19 protein-coding genes and 1 other annotated feature are annotated in these 23,341 nt (G+C 43.1%); of the genes, 1 reads left to right on the forward strand and 18 read right to left on the reverse strand.

Going from position 1 to position 23,341, the window contains the following annotated elements:
- Positions 1–14: 14 nt before the first annotated feature.
- The 17 genes from GB992_RS11610 to GB992_RS04840 all read right to left on the reverse strand — a co-directional run bounded on the left by GB992_RS11610 (position 15) and on the right by GB992_RS04840 (position 20,476).
- Positions 15–176, reverse strand: coding sequence for a hypothetical protein (locus GB992_RS11610; protein ID WP_162855616.1), 162 nt, complete (start codon positions 174–176; stop codon positions 15–17).
- Positions 177–407: 231 nt separating this feature from the next.
- Positions 408–1,967, reverse strand: a complete 1,560-nt coding sequence (gene guaA / locus GB992_RS04765; protein WP_186337562.1) for a glutamine-hydrolyzing GMP synthase — start codon at positions 1,965–1,967, stop codon at positions 408–410.
- 31 nt (positions 1,968–1,998) lie between these two features.
- Entirely contained in the window at positions 1,999–3,147 is a 1,149-nt protein-coding gene (guaB, locus tag GB992_RS04770; RefSeq protein WP_161001435.1) for an IMP dehydrogenase, read from the reverse strand.
- Between the two features lie 226 nt (positions 3,148–3,373).
- The gene (rplT, locus tag GB992_RS04775; RefSeq protein WP_017261697.1) at positions 3,374–3,727 is read right to left on the reverse strand and encodes a 50S ribosomal protein L20; all 354 of its coding nucleotides are present in this window, start codon (positions 3,725–3,727) and stop codon (positions 3,374–3,376) included.
- 51 nt (positions 3,728–3,778) lie between these two features.
- The gene (rpmI, locus tag GB992_RS04780; RefSeq protein WP_017261696.1) at positions 3,779–3,976 is read right to left on the reverse strand and encodes a 50S ribosomal protein L35; all 198 of its coding nucleotides are present in this window, start codon (positions 3,974–3,976) and stop codon (positions 3,779–3,781) included.
- Between the two features lie 26 nt (positions 3,977–4,002).
- Positions 4,003–4,533 carry a translation initiation factor IF-3 gene (infC, locus tag GB992_RS04785; protein ID WP_081495841.1) on the reverse strand — a complete coding sequence of 177 codons (531 nt, stop codon included), beginning with the start codon at positions 4,531–4,533 and terminating at the stop codon, positions 4,003–4,005.
- 32 nt (positions 4,534–4,565) lie between these two features.
- Positions 4,566–4,689, reverse strand: a sequence feature (ribosomal protein L20 leader region).
- A 22-nt stretch (positions 4,690–4,711) separates the two neighbouring features.
- Positions 4,712–6,019: a uracil-xanthine permease family protein gene (locus tag GB992_RS04790; RefSeq protein ID WP_161001436.1), complete on the reverse strand. Its 1,308-nt coding sequence runs from the start codon at positions 6,017–6,019 to the stop codon at positions 4,712–4,714.
- Positions 6,020–6,267: 248 nt separating this feature from the next.
- Positions 6,268–7,917: an ABC transporter transmembrane domain-containing protein gene (locus tag GB992_RS04795; RefSeq protein ID WP_161001437.1), complete on the reverse strand. Its 1,650-nt coding sequence runs from the start codon at positions 7,915–7,917 to the stop codon at positions 6,268–6,270.
- A gap of 359 nt (positions 7,918–8,276) precedes the next feature.
- Positions 8,277–10,226 (reverse strand): threonine--tRNA ligase, encoded by a 1,950-nt coding sequence (thrS, locus tag GB992_RS04800; protein ID WP_161001438.1) that lies wholly within the window; start codon positions 10,224–10,226, stop codon positions 8,277–8,279.
- A gap of 375 nt (positions 10,227–10,601) precedes the next feature.
- Entirely contained in the window at positions 10,602–11,891 is a 1,290-nt protein-coding gene (locus GB992_RS04805) for an NCS2 family permease (protein WP_162855629.1), read from the reverse strand.
- Positions 11,892–12,364: 473 nt separating this feature from the next.
- Positions 12,365–13,300 carry a primosomal protein DnaI gene (gene dnaI / locus GB992_RS04810; protein WP_161001440.1) on the reverse strand — a complete coding sequence of 312 codons (936 nt, stop codon included), beginning with the start codon at positions 13,298–13,300 and terminating at the stop codon, positions 12,365–12,367.
- Positions 13,301–13,302: 2 nt separating this feature from the next.
- Entirely contained in the window at positions 13,303–14,673 is a 1,371-nt protein-coding gene (locus tag GB992_RS04815; protein ID WP_161001441.1) for a DnaD domain protein, read from the reverse strand.
- A gap of 29 nt (positions 14,674–14,702) precedes the next feature.
- Positions 14,703–15,176 carry a transcriptional regulator NrdR gene (gene nrdR / locus GB992_RS04820; RefSeq protein ID WP_017261688.1) on the reverse strand — a complete coding sequence of 158 codons (474 nt, stop codon included), beginning with the start codon at positions 15,174–15,176 and terminating at the stop codon, positions 14,703–14,705.
- Between the two features lie 37 nt (positions 15,177–15,213).
- The gene (gene coaE, locus GB992_RS04825) at positions 15,214–15,819 is read right to left on the reverse strand and encodes a dephospho-CoA kinase (protein WP_161001442.1); all 606 of its coding nucleotides are present in this window, start codon (positions 15,817–15,819) and stop codon (positions 15,214–15,216) included.
- A complete protein-coding gene (gene mutM, locus GB992_RS04830; RefSeq protein ID WP_161001534.1) occupies positions 15,816–16,700 on the reverse strand; it encodes a DNA-formamidopyrimidine glycosylase in 885 nt (294 codons plus the stop codon). Before mutM ends, coaE begins: the two co-directional genes overlap by 4 nt.
- A 42-nt stretch (positions 16,701–16,742) precedes the next feature.
- Positions 16,743–19,445: a DNA polymerase I gene (polA, locus tag GB992_RS04835; RefSeq protein WP_161001443.1), complete on the reverse strand. Its 2,703-nt coding sequence runs from the start codon at positions 19,443–19,445 to the stop codon at positions 16,743–16,745.
- A 311-nt stretch (positions 19,446–19,756) separates the two neighbouring features.
- Entirely contained in the window at positions 19,757–20,476 is a 720-nt protein-coding gene (locus GB992_RS04840) for a Bax inhibitor-1/YccA family protein (RefSeq protein WP_017261684.1), read from the reverse strand.
- Positions 20,477–20,709: 233 nt separating this feature from the next.
- Here GB992_RS04840 and GB992_RS04845 point away from each other — a divergent pair, with 233 nt between their 5' ends.
- A complete protein-coding gene (locus GB992_RS04845) occupies positions 20,710–21,906 on the forward strand; it encodes a multidrug effflux MFS transporter (RefSeq protein ID WP_161001444.1) in 1,197 nt (398 codons plus the stop codon).
- 83 nt (positions 21,907–21,989) lie between these two features.
- Here GB992_RS04845 and murC read toward each other — a convergent pair whose 3' ends face one another.
- Positions 21,990–23,324, reverse strand: coding sequence for a UDP-N-acetylmuramate--L-alanine ligase (gene murC / locus GB992_RS04850; RefSeq protein ID WP_161001445.1), 1,335 nt, complete (start codon positions 23,322–23,324; stop codon positions 21,990–21,992).
- Positions 23,325–23,341: the final 17 nt, after the last annotated feature.

The following is a 23,341-nucleotide window of genomic DNA, read 5'->3' on the forward strand; positions in this document are numbered from 1 at the left end:
AGCACTTGAGCTTATTAATCAACGACCATTAAAAATCCATCATCAACAGACTGCCATTGAAAGTTTCCGGGCTTGTTCGGATTAAACTTGTAATTTGCCAAATACTTAAAACCGGCTAACATTTTTTGTGCCGATGGCGAAACTGTGGCTGCCTGCGCTGTTTGTAATTTTGTCATAGTGATCTTCCTTTATTAATTGATTGATTAATTATTAATTGAATACATCTTAATCGATCAATCAATTAAAGTCAAATATAATTTTCACGCAATCATAATAGCTGTAACAAAATCCTTCAAAACATTTCCAAACCGTCCGATTATATCCGTTTTTGAAATTCCCAGGCCATAACAAAATCAGCCATTATCAAGGGATAGACACCCATAGATAATGACTGATTTTTTTCTAGGCTATTCATATTCAATCGTGGCAGGTGGCTTACCGGTGATGTCATACAGTACACGGTTAACTCCCGGTACTTCATTAACGATCTTGGTCGATACCTCACCTAACACGGCCCAAGGAACTTCTGCAAACTCAGCAGTCATACCATCAACACTAGTCACGGCACGAATGACAATTGCTTCATCATAAGTACGTCCGTCCCCCATGACACCAACACTGTGAATGCCTGGCAGTGCAGTAAAGTATTGCCAAACGGTTTGATCCAACCCGGCTTTAGCGAATTCTGCACGTAAAATCGCGTCGGATTCCCGCACCAATGTCAACTTTTCGGGCGTTACTTCTCCCAGCGTCCGAATAGCAAGTCCTGGACCAGGAAAAGGTTGACGCCAGACAAGGTCATGTGGCATACCCAGCTGTTCACCTAACTCACGGACTTCGTCTTTGAATAATTTATTCAATGGTTCAATCAATTTAAACTTAAGGTCCTCTGGTAGTCCGCCCACATTATGGTGTGACTTAATTGTCTGAGCAGTATCGGTTCCAGATTCAATGACATCTGTGTAAAGCGTACCCTGTGCTAAAAACTCTACGCCATCTAACTTACGAGCCTCTTCACTAAACACATCAATAAATTCTTTACCGATGATTTTACGTTTGCGTTCAGGATTGGAAACGCCTTTTAAAGCTCCCAGGAATCTGTCACTGGCATTCACAGCGACAATATTGACGCCAAACTTACCATTAAGACTGTCGAGCACTTGTTGCGCTTCATCCTTGCGTAACAGACCATGGTCGACAAAAACCGCGGTTAATTGATCACCGATAGCTTCATGCAAAAGGACAGCGACAACGCTAGAATCAACACCACCTGAAAGACCCAACAATACTTTTTTATCACCAACAGTCTGGCGAATGTTAGCAATTTGCAGATCAATGAAATCACGCATGGTCCAGTTGGCTTTGGCACCAGCTACATCGAAAACAAAATGTCGTAAAATATCATTACCGTTTTCTGTCAAACGGACTTCGGGATGAAATTGCAATCCGTAAAATCCCCGTTTGACATCCTGCATGGCGGCTGTTGGGCAGTTGGCACCGGTTCCGATTTGCTCAAAACCATCTGGCACAGTTTTGACGTAATCACCATGACTCATCAAAACTTCTTGATCTGCTGCCATTTCCTTAAACAAAGGTGAATTGATGTTAGTGATGTGCATTTCTGACTGACCGTAGTCACCATTATCTTCAGCTGGCGCAACCACACCGCCGGCAAGGTCTTTTGCCATTAGCTGCATTCCGTAACAAATACCGAGAATTGGCAAACCCATATCATAAATTGCGGGGTCAACCGTTGAAGCATCCTCCCCATAAACACTATTCGGTCCACCGGAAAAGATTACAGCCTTAGGATTCATGGCCGCAAGCTCAGTGGCTGAAATTGTATGTGGTTTTAATTCTGAATACACACCGAATTCACGAATTCGTCGTGTAATCAGTTGATTATATTGACTACCAAAATCTAATACAATCACCCGATCAAATTTAGTTTGGTCCACTGTTTGCATGTTTTTCTCCATTTTTAAATAGTTAGCTGATCTAATTACGCTTGTAGTTTGGTGCAACTTTTGTGATTTGAATATCATGTGGATGTGATTCGATCAGTCCGGCATTAGTGATCTGAACAAACTGAGCCTTTTCAATCAAATCATCAACAGTATGCGCCCCCGTGTAGCCCATGCCTGACCGCAAACCACCGATCATCTGGAACAAAACATCCGCTACGGCACCTTTATAAGCCGTTCGGCCTTCAATACCTTCTGGCACAAGCTTTTTCTCTTCCTTAACACCACTTTGGAAATAGCGGTCTGAAGAACCATGTTCCATGGCAGCTAAGGATCCCATGCCGCGGTAGGTCTTATACTTTTTGCCATCCTCAGCTGTAAAGACTTCACCTGGCGCTTCATCGGTACCAGCCAACATGCTGCCTAGCATAACTGCGTTACCACCGGCAGCCAACGCCTTAACAATGTCACCAGAGTACTTGATGCCGCCGTCAGCGATAATTTGTTTGCCGTATTCAGCAGCAACCTGAGCGGCATCGAAAATGGCAGTGATTTGAGGAACACCCACACCAGCAACAACCCGTGTTGTACAAATCGAACCTGGCCCAATACCGACTTTAACCACGTCAACACCAGCGTCAAACAAAGCTCGGGTACCAGCAGCCGTCGCAACGTTCCCGGCAATTAATGTTTGGTCTGGATACTGCTCACGGATTTGCGCAATTTTGTCCAGCACGCCTTTCGAATGACCATGTGCTGTGTCGATGATAATTGCATCAGCACCAGCGCTAAACAGCGCTTCTGCGCGTTCAAACGTATCTGCTGTGACACCGACAGCGGCTGCGACCAGTAAACGGCCTTGAGCATCGACAGCGGCTTCAGGTGTAACAGCAGTATCAACTGTTGTCGCTTTAACTTTGCTAACTTCTGCAGCCTGGTCATCCTTACTCATGTTTTTATGAATAACACCTAAACCACCCTGTTGCGCCATCACTGTTGCAAGGCGTGCTTCGGTCACCGTATCCATACTGGCACTTAAAATTGGGATATTCAGCTTCAAGTTTTTTCCAAGTTGTGTATGCAATTCAACCTGATTTGGTAAAACATCACTTGCTGCAGGAATCAGCAGTACATCATCAAACGTTAATCCCTGTTTGGCAAATTTCTCGTTCCAGTTGGTCATGGTGAACAATTCCTCCTAATGAAATAAATTGTTACTAATTTATCAGGTTCAGCCTATTGTCGTCAACAGCCAGACCCGAACGATAGATTATATTTTGCTGTGAATCGTCAAGAGACGTTCGTCAAACTGATAAACAAGGGTTTCTGAGGCAGGACTTGAACGTTATTTCCGTATAAAAAAGCACTCACGCCTGAATATCTTTCAAGAATGAGTGCTTAATCATGAATTATTTAAGTGCCTTAGCAGCTTCTTTAGTTAAAGAAGTGAACGCACGTGGGTCGTTAACAGCCAAGTCGGCTAACATCTTACGGTTCATTTCAACGTTAGCTTCCTTTAAACCATGCATCAACTTGCTGTAGCTCATGTCATTTTGACGAGCAGCGGCATTGATCCGAGCGATCCAGAGTTTACGGAAGTTACGCTTCGTGTTTTTACGGTCACGGTAAGCGTATTGCCATGACTTCCAAACTTGTTGCTTAGCAACCTTAAATTGAATATGCTTTGGGCCACGGTAACCCTTAGCTAATTTGATCATCTTACGGCGACGTTGCCGTGTAACACTTCCACCTTTAACACGCATAATTGCATCCTCCAATAATTGACCAAGTCTGGTCAGATTCCTGTTTAAAAACTACTTGGTCAACAATAACTTCTTGTATGTCTTAACCGTAGTTGCGTCCATCATCTTAGTTCCACGTAATTGGCGACGTTGCTTTTTTGTCTTACCGTGGAAACGGTGACTCGTGTAAGCGTTGGCACCAATGAAGCCGCCCTTTGCAGATTGTTTGAACCGCTTAGCAGCGGCACGGTTTGTCTTTTGCTTTGGCATAAGAATGTCCTCCTAAATATTGATAACTATTTTTCTGGTTTTGGTGACAGTACTAAGAACATACTTCTACCATCCATCTTAGCTTGTTGTTGAACGTCAGCTACTTCTTTAGTTGCAGCTGCCATCTTGTTCAACACGTCGCGACCGATTTCTTTATGCGTGATTGCACGACCTCTAAACCGAATTGAGACACGCACTTTGTTACCTTTTGACAGGAACTTTTCTGCATTCTTCAATTTAGTGTTGAAGTCATTCTCGTCAATCGTCGGACTAAGACGAATTTCTTTCATTTCGACCGTCTTTTGATTCTTACGAGCTTCACGCTGCTTCTTTTGTAACTCGAAGCGGTACTTTCCATAATCCATGATTCTGGCAACTGGTGGCTTTGCCTTAGGGGCAACCAGAACCAAATCTAAGTTTGCATCATCCGCAAGCTGTTGTGCTTCTCTGGTCTGCTTAACCCCGAGCTGGTCACCATTAGCGGCAATCAACCGAACCTCGCGGGCGCGGATTGCGTTATTTACCAAAGTATCTTGAGCTATGGTATTCACCTCCATAAAATTCTAAACGAATCAACAATGGTGAGATTTAAACAGAAAAATAGCGGATGGCCATCGCCACCCGCTGTCCGCACTGAAACAGTACGGTTCAACTCATCTTTAGCCCGGCAACAAAATTACCAAGGCGAGAAGCGGGTGCTTCTGCTTTTCTCAACAGTTAATAAGTTTACAGGAGCTACTTGGCTTTGTCAAGCGTATTCGCGTCTGCTCTTTCACTAGCAGCTTTCTGTGGTAGAACTAAGTTTAACACAATTCCTAAAATCGTCGCAAACGCTAATCCAGTGAACTGAAAATTGCCTAATTGCAGATAGGCATTACCAATTCCAATGACCATCACGGACGACGCAATCATCAAATTCCGTTTCTTGCCCAGATCTACATGATGATCAATCATCACAGAAACGCCGCTTGTTGCAATCGTACCAAATAGCAAGAAGCTGATGCCACCAATCACTGGCAACGGCATGGCCATAATCAAAACGTTCAGTTTGTTAATGAAGGCAAAAATAATCGCAAACATGGCAGCACCCATCAACACATAAACACTGTGTACCTTAGTAATTGCCATCACACCAATATTTTCACCGTAGCTGGTAACTGCCGGTCCACCAATCAGTCCCGCAACGATAGAAGCCGTGCCATCCCCAGCAAGCGTTCTGTTTAGGCCGGGATCCTTGAAGAAATTTCGGTGTGTAAGATTATCCAGAACCATAATGTGACCCATATGCTCCGTCATTGTAACAAACGCAATGGGTGCAATGGTCACAATCGCGCCCCATTCCAAATGAAAATGATAGGTTAATCCAGGAACCTGAAATTTAGGCAACTTAAACCATGGCGCCACAGCAATCGTATGTAGATCAACGATGCCAGCAAATACACTAATCAAGTAACCACACACAATCGCCAACAATACAGGAATTAAGCCTAATGATCCCTTTAAAAACATGTTAAAGAAAATTGCCAACAATAATGTGGTCATCGCAATTGCAAAGTATTCCAAATTATAATGACCGTTTTTCATCATTGCATCTGTCGCCGCACTGCCCGCTAAAGAAAGGCCAATGACCATGACAATCGGCCCGACAACAATTGGTGGTAGTACCTTATCAACCCAATCAGATCCAATCATGCCGATCAGTAATGCGACAATGAGATACACAGCTCCGACCGCCACAACACCTTGCCCAATGCCTGGATACCCCGTGGTCTTCATTAAAGCGAGCATTGGTGTAATAAACGCAAAGCTCGATCCCATGTAAGCCGGAATCTTTCGCTGGGTGATCATAATATGTAACAGCGTACCTACCCCAGATGAAAATAAAGCAATGCTTGGACTAAGACCAACCAGTAACGGCACAATAACAGTTGAGCCAAACATTGAAAACATGTGTTGAATCGATAAGCCTACCCATGGCCAGAATTTAGGCCGATCATGGATATCCAACACTGCAGCGTCATCGTGAAATTCTTTTTGCGTCATTTAAAACGCTCCCTTCCTCACTTCACGCGAACCCCGTCCCGGCCTAAACGTTTGATCATCCAAATAAAAAAGACCGCTCACCCGGAAGGCAAGTGGTCTGGTTTACGTGTGAAGATGTTCTAGAATTGCACAAATCGCGCTATTCTAAACGTCACAACAGCCGTTCCCTTGTTAGCCTCACAGGACTACATTAAAGGTTCATCATGTTGAGTAAATCATAAACAACTTCAATCGATCGGTCAAGTAAATTAGTCTAGTGATACCGCCGTAACACGTTTGTCGTGCACTTCGAAAACTTTATCAGCTGCTTTCAATAATGACCTGTTATAACTATGCGTAATGTAAATAAAACCAATGTTCAACCTGAATAGACGCTTCTCGATTGTTTCAGCTGTTTTATGATCTAGCCCACTAGACAATTCGTCAAAAATCATAAACCGTTTGTGCGTTAATAAATTGCGAGCTAAGCCGATACGTTGTCTTTCACCACCGGACAACGGTCCACCTTGAGTATGAAGAATCATACTCAACCAAGCATTAGTGTGAGCATGTCCGCCAGCCGTTTGCAGCTCAGCCCTGTTTAACGCATCGATAAGCTCTTGATCAGTGTATTGATCACTAAACATCGTTAAATTATCCCTAACTGTACCATCAAAAATGAACGTTTGCTGGTTCTGATAACCAATCATCTTAGCAATATCCGCGGACCGGCCAACGATTGGTGAGCGTCCATCAACAAAAATCGAGCCAGCCAACAATGGTCGGTAGCCAAACAGAGCGTTGATTAATGTAGATTTCCCAGATCCACTATCACCAATAATGATGACCTTATCTGATTGGTTAATCTGTAAGTTAACGTCTTTTAGTAGTGGCCTTGTATCTTTATCTGCCCCGCCAATCGTAGCGTGAACATAATCAATGAATACGTCGTCCTGCTCTGGCAACTGAGCAAGTCTTTCATTATTTTGGGCCACCGCTTCAATAACCAAACGTAGTTGTTGATAAGCCCGTTGACCACCGAAAAAATCAGAAAAAACATCTGCCGCCGTTTCCAATGGAAATGAAATTTGAACCGATAACTGCGTAAAAGTCATAAACGCCGCTAGCGTTAGACTGTGATTCAAAATAAAGTAACCACCAACGACCCAAGTACCAAAGTAAACTAAATCTCCACAAAACTGTGAAATACCGCTGACAACCTTACGCACTAAAATATCGTGATTCTCGCTAACCTTTACATCCGTTGATATGGACGCGTGCATGTTGATAAAGGTGTGCTCACGGCCAAAATTCTTAATTGTTGTTAAACCTGAAAACCAGTTTGTGATCGCACTGGTATAACGATCTAGGTTGTTTAGCACCGGCAGTTTAGCTCGCTTTAATTGTCGCTGTGTTATAAGTGGTAATAATATTGCTGGAACATCAAGACTAATAACAATCAATGTCAGCCGTACATCCACTACCACGCCGAGCAATATGCCTAAAACAAACTGCATGACTAACGATAAACCAAGCAGAAAATTATTGACGTAGCTCTGCTCAACGACGTCTAACTTACTCGTCAGCAGTGCCACTTTTTCGCCAACCTTGCGCCGATCACCAAAATCCACCGTTAACATCAATCGTTCAAATATCTGCCGTCTTAAATGACACATTGCACCATTGGTAACCTTACCCTTAAGATAACCACCAATTACGTTTACTAATGCAATAAACGCCGTACATAATAAAGTGATCGTCACAACCTGACCAAAGGACATATTGATTTTACGCGTCATATAAGCCGTTAAAAAAGCAATAATTAACGTGTAAGCCGTTGTCACAATCGCATGTATTATCGTCACTAAGAAAAAGAGACTAAATAACTTTTTTTGAGGTTTAACCAATACTTGCCACATTTCAATTTCTCCCTATAAAAATCATCTGTGAATTCATTCAGAGATTAAATGGCGAAATTTAGCTGCGTCAAATGGTCAAAAAAAATTAAATTATAGATTCGTTCGTTTCTGTGGCCATTCATCATCACACAGTCGAATTTTGTCCATTTATTAAAGGAAAAACTTACATTTAGGCTTTCGCTTCCTTAACATGTGTATCTTCGCTAAACAGACTGTCTTGCATGCAATCCGTTTAATGAAACATTAGAATAGTATTAGAATATTACAAGTCAATAAGTAAAAACAACATAAAATAGTCAAATCACAAAAATAAGTGCCGCCAAATTAACATGGCGACACTTATTGAAACTTAACTGCAATTAATTTTCACGAGAATACGAAGCGATATCGTTCAGAACATCACTCAGGAAGTCCTTACTTGCTTCACTTGTAGATTCATCATGACCGTAACGACGAACAGAAACCGTGTCGTCTTGCTTTTCCTTGTCACCAACAACTAACGTGTAAGGAATCTTATGCGTTTGGGCATCACGAATCTTAAAGTTCATCTTTTCATTACGAGCATCGACCGTTACGCGCACACCGGCAGCTGCTAATTGTTTACGTAACTTTTCAGCGTAATCGCCTTGATGTTCTTCACTAACTGGAATGATAGATACCTGATGAGGTGCTAACCACGTTGGGAAAGCACCCTTGTACATTTCTGTTAAGTAGGCGGTGAAACGTTCCATCGTTGAAACCAATCCGCGGTGAATCATAACAGGTTGATGTTCTTCACCATCAGCACCGACATAATGAAGGTCAAAACGATCAGGCAACATGAAGTCTAACTGAATGGTAGACAATGTCTCTTCATTGCCCAAGGCTGTCTTAGTTTGTACATCCAACTTAGGACCATAGAAGGCTGCTTCGCCTTCAGCTTCAACGTAGTCAAGGCCAAGATCATCCATGGCACCCTTCAACATCTTCTGAGCCTTTTCCCACATTTCGTCGTTGGCAAAGTACTTTTCGGTGTTCTTAGGGTCACGGTAGCTCAAACGGAATGAGTAATCCTTAATGTCAAAGTCTGCATATACTTCAACCATTAAGTTCAAAATACGTTTGAATTCATCCTGAATTTGATCAGGAGCAACGAATGTGTGACCATCGTTCAATGTCATTTCACGGACACGTTGCAAACCAGATAACGCGCCGGATTTTTCATAACGGTGCATCATGCCTAATTCAGCAATCCGCAATGGTAATTCACGATAAGAACGAATGTGATGTTTGTAAATTTGAATATGGCTTGGGCAGTTCATGGGACGCAGTTCCAACATTTCGCCATCACCCATGTCCATTGGTGGGAACATGTCCTCACGATAGTGTTCCCAGTGACCAGATGTCTTATAAGCATCCAAGTTCATGAGAACTGGCGTGTAAACATGTTCATAACCATGCTGAATTTCCTTGTCAATAATGTAACGTTCAATGGTACGACGAATCGTTGCACCATTTGGCATCCAGTATGGCAGACCGGCACCGACTTTAGGATCAACAAAGAACAAATCCAAGTCGTTACCAATCACACGGTGATCGCGTTCACGAGCTTCCTTACGGCGAACATCATCGGCGTCCATGTCTTTTTGATTGAAGAAGGCCGTTCCGTAAACCCGTTGCAACATTGGGTTAGATGATTTGCCTTCCCAGTACGCGCCGGCAACAGACAGCAGCTTAAAGATCTTGACGTCACCAGTTGATGGCATTTGCACACCGTCGCTTAAATCAACGAAATCACCCTGACGATAAACAGCAACCTGGCCATCATTGGTGGCAGCCGCTTGTTTAACTAATTGTGTTTGGTAAGGGTCTCCATCAACCAATTTAAGCGCGTCAGCCTCAGCCAATACTTCACGGGAAATTGGCAAGTTGGCCTTCACAATTTCCTTCATTTTGGCTTCAATGGCTGGCAAGTCATCAGAACTAACTTGGTGATCGGCATTGTCCGTATCAAACGAAAAACCGTCATCACTGGCCTCACCCTGACCAAAATGCATTTCTGGATAAAGCTGGTGAAGTGCGTTAGCCAATACTTGAGATGCAGTGTGGCGAAGTACAGTCAAACCTTCTGGTGTATCTTTCGTGACAATTTCGATCTTGCCATCTTCTGTTAACGGTGCCTCGTAATCAACTAACTCACCGTTAAACTTTCCGGCTACGGCCTTTTTAGCAAGGCTAATGCTGATTGACTTAGCAACATCTGCCGTCGTTGAGCCATTGGCAAACGGCTTAACAGCGCCATCTGGAAACGTAATCTTAATATCTGCCATTCTGCTTTTCCTCCTTGAAATTACACTTTGCAGTTCTGCTTGTTTATGACATGAAACAAAAAAACGTCCCTAACCGCAATCGCGGTCAGGGACGTCATTAACGTTGTTCCACCCAAAATTCACAGTTAGAGCATATCGCGCTCAATAACTGCCTCTAGTGACCAATAACGCGGTCAATCGGCCCGGCTTGATCACCGGACGCTTGAATCAGGGGTAACACCACTTAACACCTGCATCCTTTCACCACCGGATGCTCTCTAAAAGGTTTGTTAACTGACATCATATCTGATTGGTTTACAAAACTTATTAAACCACAAAATAATTGCTTGTCAATCACTAGACGATAAAATGACTGACAAAAATCAACAATAAGAATTAATGATTGACGTTTAAAATGCCCATGAAGCCGATGAAGACAAAGAACAAAACGTACATTAACGGATGAACTTCACGACCACGTTTGGCAGCAATCATTGTAATTGGATAAGTGATGACACCCAGCGCTAATCCGTCTGAAATACTGTACGTCAACGGCATGCCCAGGACAATTAAAAATGATGGAATGGCAATTTCCATCTTTGTCCAATTGATTCGTGCCAACGACTGCGCCATCAGTACACCAACAATAATGAGCGCAGGTGCTGTCACCTGACTAGTCACAACCGTCAAAAGTGGCGAAAAGAACATCCCAAGGACAAACAAAATACCAGTTGTGATGGCAGTTAGACCACTTCGTCCACCAACAGCAATCCCAGCTGATGATTCAACGTACGCACCAACCGGTGATGTACCTAACACAGAGCCTGCCAGCATCGCTGTAGAATCAGACATCAACGCTTTACCAACTCGTGGCATTTCATTGTTTTTCATAAACCCTGCCTGCTGGGCAAGCCCCACCAACGTACCTGCCGTATCAAAGAAGGTTACTAACAGGAACGTCAACACAACCACCCACATTTGAACGGAATTAATATCACCAATGTGCTTAATGCCAACACCAAATGTAGGTGCTAAACTCGGCGCACCAGCAACCAACTGATGTGGCATCGGAATCAGTTTCGTTATGAGTCCAACAATTGCAGTGGCCGCCATCCCGATAAAAATACCACCAGGGACGCGCATGACCATTAAAATCGACGTTAGGATAAGACCAAAAATCGTTAGCCAAGTTGTCGCCGTTGAAAATGATCCTAAGCCCACCACAGTTGATTTGTTGGCGGCAATCAAGCCACCATCGTGTAGCCCAATAAAAGCAATAAACAAACCAATACCACTCGAAATCGCATACTTTAAATCCGATGGAATCGCATTAATAATCATTTCACGAAGCTTAAAGATTGTAATTACCAAGAAAATCAGCGAAGCTACAAACACTCCAGCCATTGCCGTCTGCCACGGAACTTTCATTCCGATAACAACTGAATAAGCAAAAAATGCATTGATACCCAGTGCCGGAGCGGTCGCAATTGGATAACGTGCTAGAACTCCCATCAGAATACAGCCGATAGCACTAGCCAATGCCGTTGCCGTAAACACGGCCCCTTTATCCACACCTGCGGCTCCTAAAACGCTCGGGTTCACAAACATGATGTATGCCATTGAAATAAAAGTTGTGAATCCTGCTAGCATTTCTCGAGGAACAGTCGTGTGCAATTCATCCAACATAAAATAATGATTCAATTTTTCAATCACGAGTACAAGCTCCCTTAGATAATTATTCCTAAAATTCACATAACGGCCGTTAGTGATCGTTCGGATATGGTTCATTAAAGAACGAGTAATATCGTACCATTTTTATTATTAAATGTAAAACACGAACATATTCCGTTTAAAGTCGAACTTTATCTGCAAAACATGTCATTAATTCCATTAAAAGCTGAACTTTCTTATGATTTTGAGTTGAAATCGCGCCAAATTCCTAAAGTGAACCTCTTTTAACCGTTATTTATGATTGTGGCAAACAAAAAAGCTGTGGCATAAGTTTATTGGGAACGAAAAATGTGAGCCATATCGCGCTCCAAAGTCCTGAGAATTCCGCTTAGTTCAAAACAGACCTATTCCCCAAGTTCAGGAATAGGTCTGTTTTTGTTAATGCTCGTTCTCAAGTCGGACTTCTGTCACAGTTACTCTTAAATATTTTATTGTGGCCGACGGTTTGGTCCCTGAATCACGACTTCGTGGCTTAGGAAACGAATCCGCTGCATTAACCGCGCAGCCTTAACTTCTTCTTTTTCACCACGCTGATTAATTGAGAGATGCTGATCTGACAACTGTTGCATAGAAAAGTTTGAACTGAAGAAAGTGGGCAATTCCTCTTGCATTCGATACTCTAAAACAACGCCTAACACTTCGTCGCGAACCCATGAGCTCATCGAATCCGCGCCAATATCATCAATCATCAAGATTGGCGCCTGTTTAATGGCATCAACCTTTTCGGCAACATTATTTTTACCAATCGAATTTTTCATTTCCACAGCAAAACTGGGAAAGTGAACTAACGTTGACTGGTATCCCAATGTAGCAAGTTCATTGGCAATAGCGCCGAGCAAAAATGTTTTACCGACTCCAAAATTGCCATAGAAATACAAGCCTTGATGAAATTCATGTGGCTTTTGTGAATAGTCAGCTACAAATTGCATCGCTTGCCGCAAGGCTTTTGCACGCTGCTCCTCTTCACCATCCACGTTGTAATCCCCAAATGACGCTTGTTCAATCATTTTTGGCATGGAGACTGCGTGAACGCGCTTCTTAAGCATTGATTGTTTTTGTGCAAGTAACGTGTCTTCCGTTGGTTCGTAGGTCACTTCCACATAATGGTCACTGACCACTAATTTCGGTTCGTAGCCAGGTGCAAAAACCTGGTGACCGGCACGTAATTTATCACGCTGGCTCACATATTCGTACAACTTGGACCCATTACGCTCCAACACATCCTCTGCCAACTCATCTTGATGTGCCTTAATGAACGCTTGTACATCGGGATCATTAATCGCATTTGCAATCAGCCGTTGGTAATCAGAGTTCAGATTCTGGCGATTAAGTAAATCGCGCATTGATTTTCCTAAGTCCTGCATGATTATTGATCCTCCTGATTCTTTTTAGCCTGATTTAAACGTTGACGTAATTTTTGAATTTCATTAGCGTCATCTTCAGAAGCAGCCACTTCTGAAGTTGGTGTCTGTGACTGCGCATTCCAATCCGTCAGTTGTTCTCGTGCCCTAGGTGCTCGGCCATTTTGACGTTGAATCCGCTGCGATTCCTGTTCTTCCTTGTAGTTTCGCATGTGATCAATTGCTTGCTCAGGCGTCTGCACTTTGGCCTTGGCCCAGTCATTGGCGACTCGATCAACATCATTAAGATAAAGAACGTTTTTATCCCTATCACTAATGAGGTAGTAAATTAGCATGTTCACAACGCTGGGAGCAAACAAATGTCGATCCATGAATTTAGCCAAAACGCGTTGTTCACCATCACTAACATACTGATTCTTTTCAGTCTTTAAACTGGCCAAAAAATCAGCTGGCGCGTATGCCTTAACGGCCGCCACCAATGCTTTAATTTGTGCCTGATCCTGATTATCACCAGTTGTTGTCACCGGTTGTTCCTGGGCATCACCATCGTTTGCATTCACAGTATTGTCCACAGCCTGAGTCGCTTGAAATTGAGCAGCAACGACTTGTTTGAAACGGTTAGCATCAAACTGATTTGTTGTCACGCTTGTCGCCTGAACAATAAAGTTAGCTAAGCTTCGCTCATTTAACCCATACATTGTCGCTTCGGTAGCAATTAAATCGCGTTGATTCATTACCGAATCCAACTCAACGTACTCTCGTTTTAAATAATCGCTTAGCAGTTTGAAGTCAACCTGAACCAAGCTAGACTCACGCTCGGTGCGATGATTATCGGACTGAATCAACAACTGCGCTGGACGGTTAGTCAATTGAGCATCACTCATATGAAATACAGATAAAAAATTAGCTGATACATTTTTCATCTGACTTACGTTAACCGTTTTCTGTTCAAATTTTGCTAACAGTTCATCGTACCGTGTTTGACCAACAGATTGTAAAAGCAAGACACTGAGTAAATCATCAGCAAAAAACGCAGTCGCCGAAAGTGGCGACTGCAGTTGATAAGCGTAAACATCCCCTAGTGCGTCTTGTTGGTAAAAACTATCCAATAAACCGGCCGCTTCCAATCGCTTACGGGCAGACAGAAAATGATCCAAATCCAATCGCAACCATGTCAACAGTTCACTGTGTTGACGGCGATTAGACAACTGGGGGTGCTGGCTAGCGAACGTAGTCAACCCTGTGTATAAGCCAAACGCAGTAACACCCAGTATCGGTGCGTACAACGTTTGCCAACTCAACAGATGCTGCTCATCACGAGGTGGCAGTGTAACCACAAATCCTGACCGCGGTGTTAAAGTTGGTGCAACATTCATGACTGACACTCCCTTCTTGTATTCAGCAATTAACGTTTATCCGAGCGCTTGTCCCGCTCAACCATTTCTTTCATTTCATCCAAAAAGACACTCATGTCCTTAAACTGACGATAGACGCTGGCAAATCGAATATATGCAATCTCATCAACATCAGCCAACTCGTTCATAACGTACTCACCAATCAGTTGACTAGAAATTTCGTTCTCGCCCAATGCGCGGACCTTTGACTCGACTTTATCAACTACGGTATTCATTTGCTGCATGGTAACCGGTCGTTTTTCTGCAGAGCGAATAATTCCGCGAAGAATCTTCTCGCGACTAAACTCCTCACGGGTGCCATCTTTTTTAATGACTAATAATGGGGCTACTTCAACCCGTTCAAACGTTGTAAATCGAAAACCACATTTTTCGCACTCGCGTCGTCGACGAATCGCCTGACCCTCTGCGGTCGGACGACTATCAACAACTCGGGTATCGTTATGGTGACACCGTGGACATTGCATAGCCTGTCTGTGCTCCTTTAATCAATACTAAATCGTTTTAATCCGCAGTCTGACGGACTTTGTCAAGCAAGTTTACCACTTGTAGACGGGTCTCTTCAAGTTGTTGGGAATTATCGATAACCACATCTGCCTTGGCAACTTTGTTAGCCAAGGATAATTGACTTTCAATTCGTTCATTCGCCTCTGCTAACGACAAGTTATCACGTGCCATCAACCGAGCCTGTTGAATCTTGAGTGGGACACTGACCACCACAATCAGGTCAACGTCCTTTTCATAATGTTGTTCTAAGAGCAATGGCGCATCCAAGACAACTACGGGCGTGTTTCTGCTCTTAAAACGATCAATTCGCGACCGAATTACTTTTCGGATAACGGGTTGAACAATTGCATTAAGCTCAGCTAACTTGTCGTCATTATTAAAGACTAGGTTGCCTAATTTATGACGATCTAACTGACCCGTTGCTGTCAAAACCGTATCCCCAAACGTACTAATGATATCTGCCAAAGCGGTTGTATTAGGCGCCACCACCTCGTGAGCGATTTTATCTGCATCAATAATTGGGATGCCTGCCGTTGCAAACATTTTAGAAACTGTCGATTTGCCACTGGCGATACCGCCAGTTAGTCCAATTACCGTTGTCACTTAGAAGTCTCCTTAGTCGCTGCTGCAGAACGTGCCTTGGAAGCAGCTATCTTCACAACACGTAATTTTTGTTCTTTGGGACAAAAAGTGGTGCCCCGCTCACCAACTTTAATTTTCACCATTGTGGTGCCACACCGTTCGCAAGGTTCACCGCCGTGACCATATGCATGAAGTTCATTTTGGAATTCTCCCGCATGTCCAAACGCACTGTAAGTGAACACTGTCGTACCGTGATGTTCGATTGCCAATTGCAATTCAACAAAAATACTCAACCGTAATCGTTTGATTTGCGCAGTGGTCACTGTATTTGTCGGTTGTTCCGGATGAATTTTACTGAGCCACAGTACTTCATCACAGTAAATGTTGCCCAGCCCTGCAATGTTACTTTGATCCAGCAGCCAAGACTTGATTGCCTTACGACTCTTTGCCATTTTAGCAACTAAATACGCCACGCTTAAGGTTTCAGGTGTGGGCTCTGGCCCCAACGTTTTTAGCCCACCGACCGTGTCTTCATCACCAGTATGAATCACAACCATGCGCCCAAATTTACGTGTATCGTTGTAACACAGTAACTGACCATCACTTAAATGAAAAACAACATGGGTGTGTTTATCCCTTGGCGTGTCGGCTGGTGCCCCAAAGTATTTGCCTTCCATTCGCAAATGAGAAACCATCGTCAGCCCACCATCGAAACGAAACAACAAATACTTGCCACGTCGATCGACTCGGGTAACTGTCCGTCCAGTTAACAGCGTCACAAAAGCGTCGGCATCGTTTAACACCATTTTCGGGTAATAAACGTCAATTCCAGTAATCGTTTTTCCAACAACCATCCGTGTTAGCCCACGACGAACCGTTTCAACCTCAGGTAATTCTGGCATCATTCATGCCTCCATTTTGAAATTCAATCTTGCGATAAATCGTTATTTCGCATCATACCAAGTAGATCCGTGAGCACTTTCAACTTTCAACGGAATGTCCAAACTAACAGCTGAATCCATAATGCTTGGAACTAATTTTTCAAGAATCGGAATCTCTTCCTTGGGTGCTTCAAAGACCAGCTCATCATGAATTTGCAGCAACATAGTAGCCTTTAAATCGTGATCAGTTAATGCCTTCTGCATTTGAATCATAGCAATCTTAATAATATCTGCTGCTGATCCCTGAATTGGCGTATTCATCGCTGTCCGTGCTGCAAACGAACGGCGATTAAAGCTCTTCGCATTGATATCAGGTAAATACCGGCGGCGATGCGTGATTGTCTCCACGTAGCCCTGCTTCTTTGCCTGTTCAACAACGTCTTCTGTATATTTTTTGACATCTGGGTATTCGCGGAAATAAGTATCAATAAATTGTTTTGCCTGAGGACGGGAAATTCCCAGATTTTGTGATAATCCATAATCACTAATTCCGTAAACAATTCCAAAGTTTGTTGCCTTGGCCTGCCGCCGCATTAATGGCGTCACTTCATCATTAGAAGTTAACCCAAAAATTCGGCGAGCTGTTGCCGCATGAATATCTTCGTCTTCACGGAAGGCCTCTTGCAAGTTTGCATCCCCAGTAATGTGAGCCAACACACGTAATTCAACTTGTGAATAGTCTGAAGAAAAGATTTCCCAGCCATCATGACTTGGCACAAACGCCTTCCGAATTTCACGTCCTTGCTGAGTTTGAATCGGAATGTTTTGTAAATTCGGGTCAACTGACGATAAGCGACCTGTCTGCGTCAGAGTTTGTAAATAGCGCGTGTGCACCTTGTGACCATGGCCATGAACGACTTTTAACAGTCCCTCAATATAGGTCGACTGTAACTTAGACAAGCCACGGTAGGCCAAGATATTTTCCACAATAGGCGCTTGAGGCGCCAGCTGTTCTAAGACATCAACTGAAGTTGAATAACCCGTCTTAGTCTTTTTGATCACTGGCAACTTCATTTTTTCAAACAAAATTTGGCCCAATTGCTTGGTCGAATTGATGTTAAATTCTTCTCCAGCTTCGTTGTAAATGGTTTGTTTCAGCGATGACAATTGTTCCTTGAACTTTTCTCGCATATTGGTCAATTGGTCAGTATCCACATAAACACCGGCAATTTCCATATCCGCCAGCACAAAAGTTAACGGCAATTCAATGTTGACATATAAATCACGCTGCTCATTTTGATCAAGTTCTTTAAACAGCTCTTCATGGAGATTTTGAATGGCCAATGCCTTCCGCGACAAATGGTCGAAGAATTGTTCATCATCGTCAGGAATCGCCCGTTTGGCACCCTTGCCGTAAATGGCTTCATCTGTTTCAACCTGGTCGTAACCATGTTGTTGTGCCAAGCTCCCCAAATCATTTGAATTATCATTCGTATCCAGCAAGTAAGAAACGAGTAACAAATCGAAATCAACACCAATAAGTTTGACTCCGAGACGGTGTAGACCGACATACTGAGCTTTAGCATTAAAAACGTTCTTTTCAATATTGCCATTTTCCATCAATTTCTTAATTTGGGCAGATTGAAGCAGATCGACTTCTCGACTAACCAATGTCTGTTTGCCATCGGTCATCACAAAACCAGCAAATGCACTGAGATGATAATTTTCATCAGGCATTTCCAAAATAAAACTAACTTCATCGGTAAAATTATCAACCAAGTCTAGATTATCTTTGGTTAATTCAGTCCAACTGACAGTCTTTAAAGCTGTGCTTGTTTCATCGTCGCCTAAATCCAAAGAAAGACCGGCATTCTGCAACTGTTTCAGGAAATTGTTAAAGTCCATCTGTTGATAGAAGGCAATCAACTTGTGAATATCAGGACCGTTATAATCGATATCATCCAAATGAATTGCCAACGGCGCATTGGTGCGAATCGTCGCCAAATCTTTACTCATCAGGGCCTGATCATGATCCTCAATCAAGTGATCTTTCATCTTGCTCTGTTTAATATCATCTAGATGATCGTAGACACCCTCAACGGAATCAAACTGCGTCAGTAACTTAATCGCCGTCTTCTCACCCACTTTGGTAACACCCGGATAATTATCGGAAGTGTCACCCGTGAGTCCTTTCATATCAATAATTTGTTTGGGTTCTAAGCCATATTTATCCTGAACGTGAGCAGGTGTGTAATATTCGATTTCGCTAACACCTTTTTGCGTGATTGCCACCGTTGCTTGATCTGTTGCTAACTGAGTCAGATCACGGTCCCCAGTTACGATGATCACTTGATATCCGGCTGCTTCGCCTTCACGGGCCATGGTGCCGATAATGTCGTCGGCCTCCCAATCCTTAAGTTCATAACTCTTGATGCCGTAACCGGTCAAAAGATCTCGTAAGTAAGGCATTTGCTCTGATAATTCTTCCGGTGTTTTAGATCGGCCACCTTTGTAGTCGGAAAATTTACCAGTTCTAAAAGTTGTTTTCCCGGCGTCAAATGCCACTAATGCCTTATCTGGTTGAACAGCCTTAACTACTTTATCCAACATCGTCTTGAACGCGTAAATAGCGTTCGTATGTAAGCCATCATGGTTAGTAAATCGATCCAATTGTTGATGCAGTGCAAAGAAGGCACGAAAGGCCACACTGTTGCCGTCAATCAGTAATAGTTTTTTCTTTGTTGATAACGTTAATTGTTCGCTCATAGAGGCCGTCGCTTTCTTTGATTTTAATGATTCCATTTTAACAAATTAAGCGCTCTCGCACCAATTTGAAGCAGAAGCGTAATTGAATGTTTAAGTGAGCTCGATGCTGATAATTATCGACTGATTCTGATTTTGCTGGCGTAGTCGCACCCCCTGTAGAAAAAAGATTCCACTTGTTCAAGAAACACTGGCAAACAAAAAGCCGTGCCGACAACAATGTCAACACGGTTTCTAGTTATGATTTATTCGAGCATTTTATTCACAAACATTAAAGCCCTGCTCATAGCATGATTTTAGTCATTCAGGTTTAATTAGTTGCGGTTGCTACCGTAGCCAAAAATCTGCAGGATGTAAATGAAAATGTTGATGAAGTCTAGGTACAACTGAAAGGCACCCTGAACGGCTAGGCCACTCAACGAAATCTGATTGCCGTATTGTTCATAAATTTTGCGCATCCGTTGTGTATCCCAAGCCGTCAAAACAACAAAGACAGCCACGATAACAAAACTAAAGATGAAACTGATAAAGGATGAACGTAAGAAGATATTAATCAAACTAACGATAAGAATCCCAATCAGTGCAAACATTGCTTGCGTACCAATCTTAGTCAAATCGCGGTGGGTCGTTGAGCCATAAAAAGCCATTCCACCAAAGATAGCAGCTGAAGCAAAGAACGCAGAGAAGATTGTCGCGCTCGCATATTGAAGGAAAATGCTGGACAGCATCAACCCGTTGATTGCCGCAAATCCAAACAACATTGTCAGCCCTGCTGCTGCACTCCGATTGGCCTTAAAACTAGTGCCAATTACGAGTCCAAATTCAGCCACCACTAGAACAATTGGGAACCAGCGGTTAGCAGCAATAAAACTAAAGTATTGCTGTTGGAAAACAACGCCGGCAAGCACGGCAACGATTGCGGAAATCAGCACTGCTCCACCCATGTAACCGAAGACTTTACTCATGAAGGCTGATAAACCAGAAGCCTGTGAGTTCACCTCTCGGCGAGGTTGTTGATATTCATTGTTATTCACAAAAATCCCTCATTTCTTATTAATTAACTAATTGTCGTTTGACAAATACTGACTAATTCATGTTCAAGATGTATTCTAACAGATTTACCCAAACACGCAAGCGTTTTACCTGTGCAATACGCAACTTTAGAATTCCTTATAGATAACTGTCCATCCCCTCTAGTTTTTTGACCACAAGACGCTTAAAATTATGTCTACCTTGTTTTATAAACTATTTAGTGTAAGGAGCCATTATGCCAGTCGAAAAACAACAGACTGTAAAACCCAGTCTGTTCTTAACACTTTTATTGGGTACGCTATCTGCGTTTGGCCCATTATCCCTAGATATGTATCTGCCTGCACTACCCCAGCTGCAAGCTAGTTTTCACACCAGTTCAGCAGCTGTTCAAGCAAGTATTAGTGCCTGCCTCATTGGCATGGCCGTTGGTCAATTAATTATTGGCCCATGGAGTGACCGGGTTGGGCGACGGAAACCCTTATTGATTGGGCTGGTTGTCTTCACGCTCACGTCAGCGGCACTTATCTTTGTCCATAGTATCGTAGTCTTTCTAGTTCTTCGTGTTATTCAAGGCCTTGCTGGTGCGGCTGGTCAGGTGCTGTCGCGGGCAGTAGCCAGAGATCTTTTCTCCGGACACCGATTAACTACTTTCTACGCCACATTAATGTCCATCAACGGAATTTTCCCAGTTATCGCCCCAATTTTAGGAGCTGTTCTAGTAAGTTTCTTCCCGTGGGAATCAGTGTTTGTGACATTAACAATTGTTGGCATTTTACTCGTCATCGCCAGTGCCTTCGGTCTGCCAGAGACAGCCACTAGCATCGGCGGGCCTGTTGAAAAGCTCGATTTCAAGAGCGTCTTTTCAAACGGACGTTTTATGCTCAATGCAAGTCTGTTAGCACTTGTGTACGGTGCTTTGTTTACATACATTGCAGATTCTTCGTTTATCTTTCAGCAAGACTATCATCTAAGTACAACTGCTTTCAGTATTATCTATGCTATTAATGGTCTAGGAATCGCACTGGGAAGTAAAATTGTCGGCCGTGTTTCTGAATTCCTCAACGAGCATCAAATTGCCCAAGTCGGTTTCCTAGTCCCTCTAATCGGGTGTGTCATCCTAGTCATCAACGCATTAACAATCAACCAGCTCTGGCTGTTTGCAGTCGCTTTGTGGTTTGTCGTTTCGTCGGTCGGTTTCAATAGCACTATCACCACTGCTATTGCCATGGAAAGCACAACTAAAAACATTGGCACAGCCTCAGCAATCTTAGGTACTCTGTCTCAATTAGTCGGTGGTGTAGCTTCGCCGCTTGTCGGTTTATTTGGCTCCAACACTGCCTACCCAATGATTATTCTTATCTCAATTTTTGAAGCATTGGGATTAATCTTGCTACACTTTAGTCGCTCAACAGCTAGCAACAAGGATCTATAAAAAGACATGGACAAACAAAAATACCGTTACGAATTTAACTTCGCGACGGTATTTTTATGTCTAAGAATCGTATTTAATCAACATTAACCATTATTCAAGCTCGTGTTACTCAGAAGCGTTTCATACTCACGTTCATACTTCTGAACGTCACCAGCCCCCATAAAGATGGCCACAGCGTCATGATAGTCCAGTAAAGGTGACATATTATTCAACGTCAGCACTTCACCACCCTTGGTAATTTTGGCTCCCAAATCAGCACTAGAGACATCCCCAGTCTTTTCACGGGCAGAACCAAAAATATTCGTTAGGTAAACTTTATCTGCCAAATTAAGGCTCTTGGCAAAATCATCCATCAACGCGATTGTCCGCGTAAACGTATGCGGCTGGAAGACAGCAATTAATTCCTTATCAGGATACTTTTGACGGGCAGCATCGATTGTTGCCTTGATTTCTGACGGATGATGAGCGTAATCATCGATGATTGTCATATCGGCAACTTTACGTTCTGAGAAACGCCGCTTGACACCCTGGAAAGAAAGCAATTCCTTACGTAAATCGTCCATGTCCACTTTTTCAAAATGAGCGACAGCGATAACGGCCAAACTGTTCAGCACATTGTGTTCACCAAACAACTGAATTTCAAAGTTTCCGATAAATTCATCATGGATATAAACATCAAAGTTTGAACCCTTCGTAGTGCGTTTGACATTACGGGCCTGAATGTCATCTGTATCGTTAACCCCGTAGTAATAAACTGGGACTTTAGCCGTAAGCTTGCGCAATTCAGGATCATCGCCCCATGCGAAGATTGCCTTACCAACTTGGCCAGCAAATGTTTCAAAGGCACTGTAAACATCGTCGATGCCCTTGTAATAATCTGGGTGATCAAAGTCAATATTCGTCATGATGGCATAATCTGGATGGTAAGCCAAGAAATGACGACGGTATTCATCAGCTTCAAAGACAAAGAAACGTGAGTTAGGCGTGCCTTTACCTGTACCATCACCAATCAAATAACTGGTTGGTGCAATGCCACTCAAAACATGTGAAAGTAAACCAGTCGTGCTGGTCTTACCGTGTGCACCGGCAATCCCAATACTTGTGTAACCCCTCATCAATTGGCCTAAAAATTCGTGATAACGAACCACGGTCAATCCCAATTCTTTGGCACGAACAATTTCCGGATGAGTATCAGGGAAAGCATTCCCAGCGATAACGGTTAAACCGGCATGCAAATTGTCTGGATTAAATCCATAAATCTTAATGCCAGCCTGTTCCAAAGGTCGTTGTGTAAAGGTGTACTGCTCAATGTCAGAGCCTTCAACGCGGTCCCCACGATCATGTAAGATTAATGCCAACGAGGCCATTCCTGACCCTTTAATACCAACAAAGTAATAAGTTGTGTCTGTGTTATCCATGAATAATGGGCTCCTTA

The sequence above is a fragment of the Furfurilactobacillus milii genome, from assembly GCF_009863985.1.
Taxonomy (GTDB): Bacteria; Bacillota; Bacilli; order Lactobacillales; family Lactobacillaceae; genus Furfurilactobacillus; species Furfurilactobacillus milii_A.

Excerpts from the sequence above, each read along its gene's own strand:
- GB992_RS11610 (WP_162855616.1), bottom strand. The coding sequence starts at position 176 with ATGACAAAATTACAAACAGCGCAGGCAGCCACAGTTTCGCCATCGGCA.
- guaA (WP_186337562.1), bottom strand. The coding sequence starts at position 1,967 with ATGCAAACAGTGGACCAAACTAAATTTGATCGGGTGATTGTATTAGAT.
- guaB (WP_161001435.1), bottom strand. The coding sequence starts at position 3,147 with ATGACCAACTGGAACGAGAAATTTGCCAAACAGGGATTAACGTTTGAT.
- rplT (WP_017261697.1), bottom strand. The coding sequence starts at position 3,727 with ATGCGTGTTAAAGGTGGAAGTGTTACACGGCAACGTCGCCGTAAGATG.
- rpmI (WP_017261696.1), bottom strand. The coding sequence starts at position 3,976 with ATGCCAAAGCAAAAGACAAACCGTGCCGCTGCTAAGCGGTTCAAACAA.
- infC (WP_081495841.1), bottom strand. The coding sequence starts at position 4,533 with ATGGAGGTGAATACCATAGCTCAAGATACTTTGGTAAATAACGCAATC.
- GB992_RS04790 (WP_161001436.1), bottom strand. The coding sequence starts at position 6,019 with ATGACGCAAAAAGAATTTCACGATGACGCTGCAGTGTTGGATATCCAT.
- GB992_RS04795 (WP_161001437.1), bottom strand. The coding sequence starts at position 7,917 with ATGTGGCAAGTATTGGTTAAACCTCAAAAAAAGTTATTTAGTCTCTTT.
- thrS (WP_161001438.1), bottom strand. The coding sequence starts at position 10,226 with ATGGCAGATATTAAGATTACGTTTCCAGATGGCGCTGTTAAGCCGTTT.
- GB992_RS04805 (WP_162855629.1), bottom strand. The coding sequence starts at position 11,891 with ATGTTGGATGAATTGCACACGACTGTTCCTCGAGAAATGCTAGCAGGA.
- dnaI (WP_161001440.1), bottom strand. The coding sequence starts at position 13,300 with ATGCAGGACTTAGGAAAATCAATGCGCGATTTACTTAATCGCCAGAAT.
- GB992_RS04815 (WP_161001441.1), bottom strand. The coding sequence starts at position 14,673 with ATGAATGTTGCACCAACTTTAACACCGCGGTCAGGATTTGTGGTTACA.
- nrdR (WP_017261688.1), bottom strand. The coding sequence starts at position 15,176 with ATGCAATGTCCACGGTGTCACCATAACGATACCCGAGTTGTTGATAGT.
- mutM (WP_161001534.1), bottom strand. The coding sequence starts at position 16,700 with ATGCCAGAATTACCTGAGGTTGAAACGGTTCGTCGTGGGCTAACACGG.
- polA (WP_161001443.1), bottom strand. The coding sequence starts at position 19,445 with ATGAGCGAACAATTAACGTTATCAACAAAGAAAAAACTATTACTGATT.
- GB992_RS04845 (WP_161001444.1), top strand. The coding sequence starts at position 20,710 with ATGCCAGTCGAAAAACAACAGACTGTAAAACCCAGTCTGTTCTTAACA.
- murC (WP_161001445.1), bottom strand. The coding sequence starts at position 23,324 with ATGGATAACACAGACACAACTTATTACTTTGTTGGTATTAAAGGGTCA.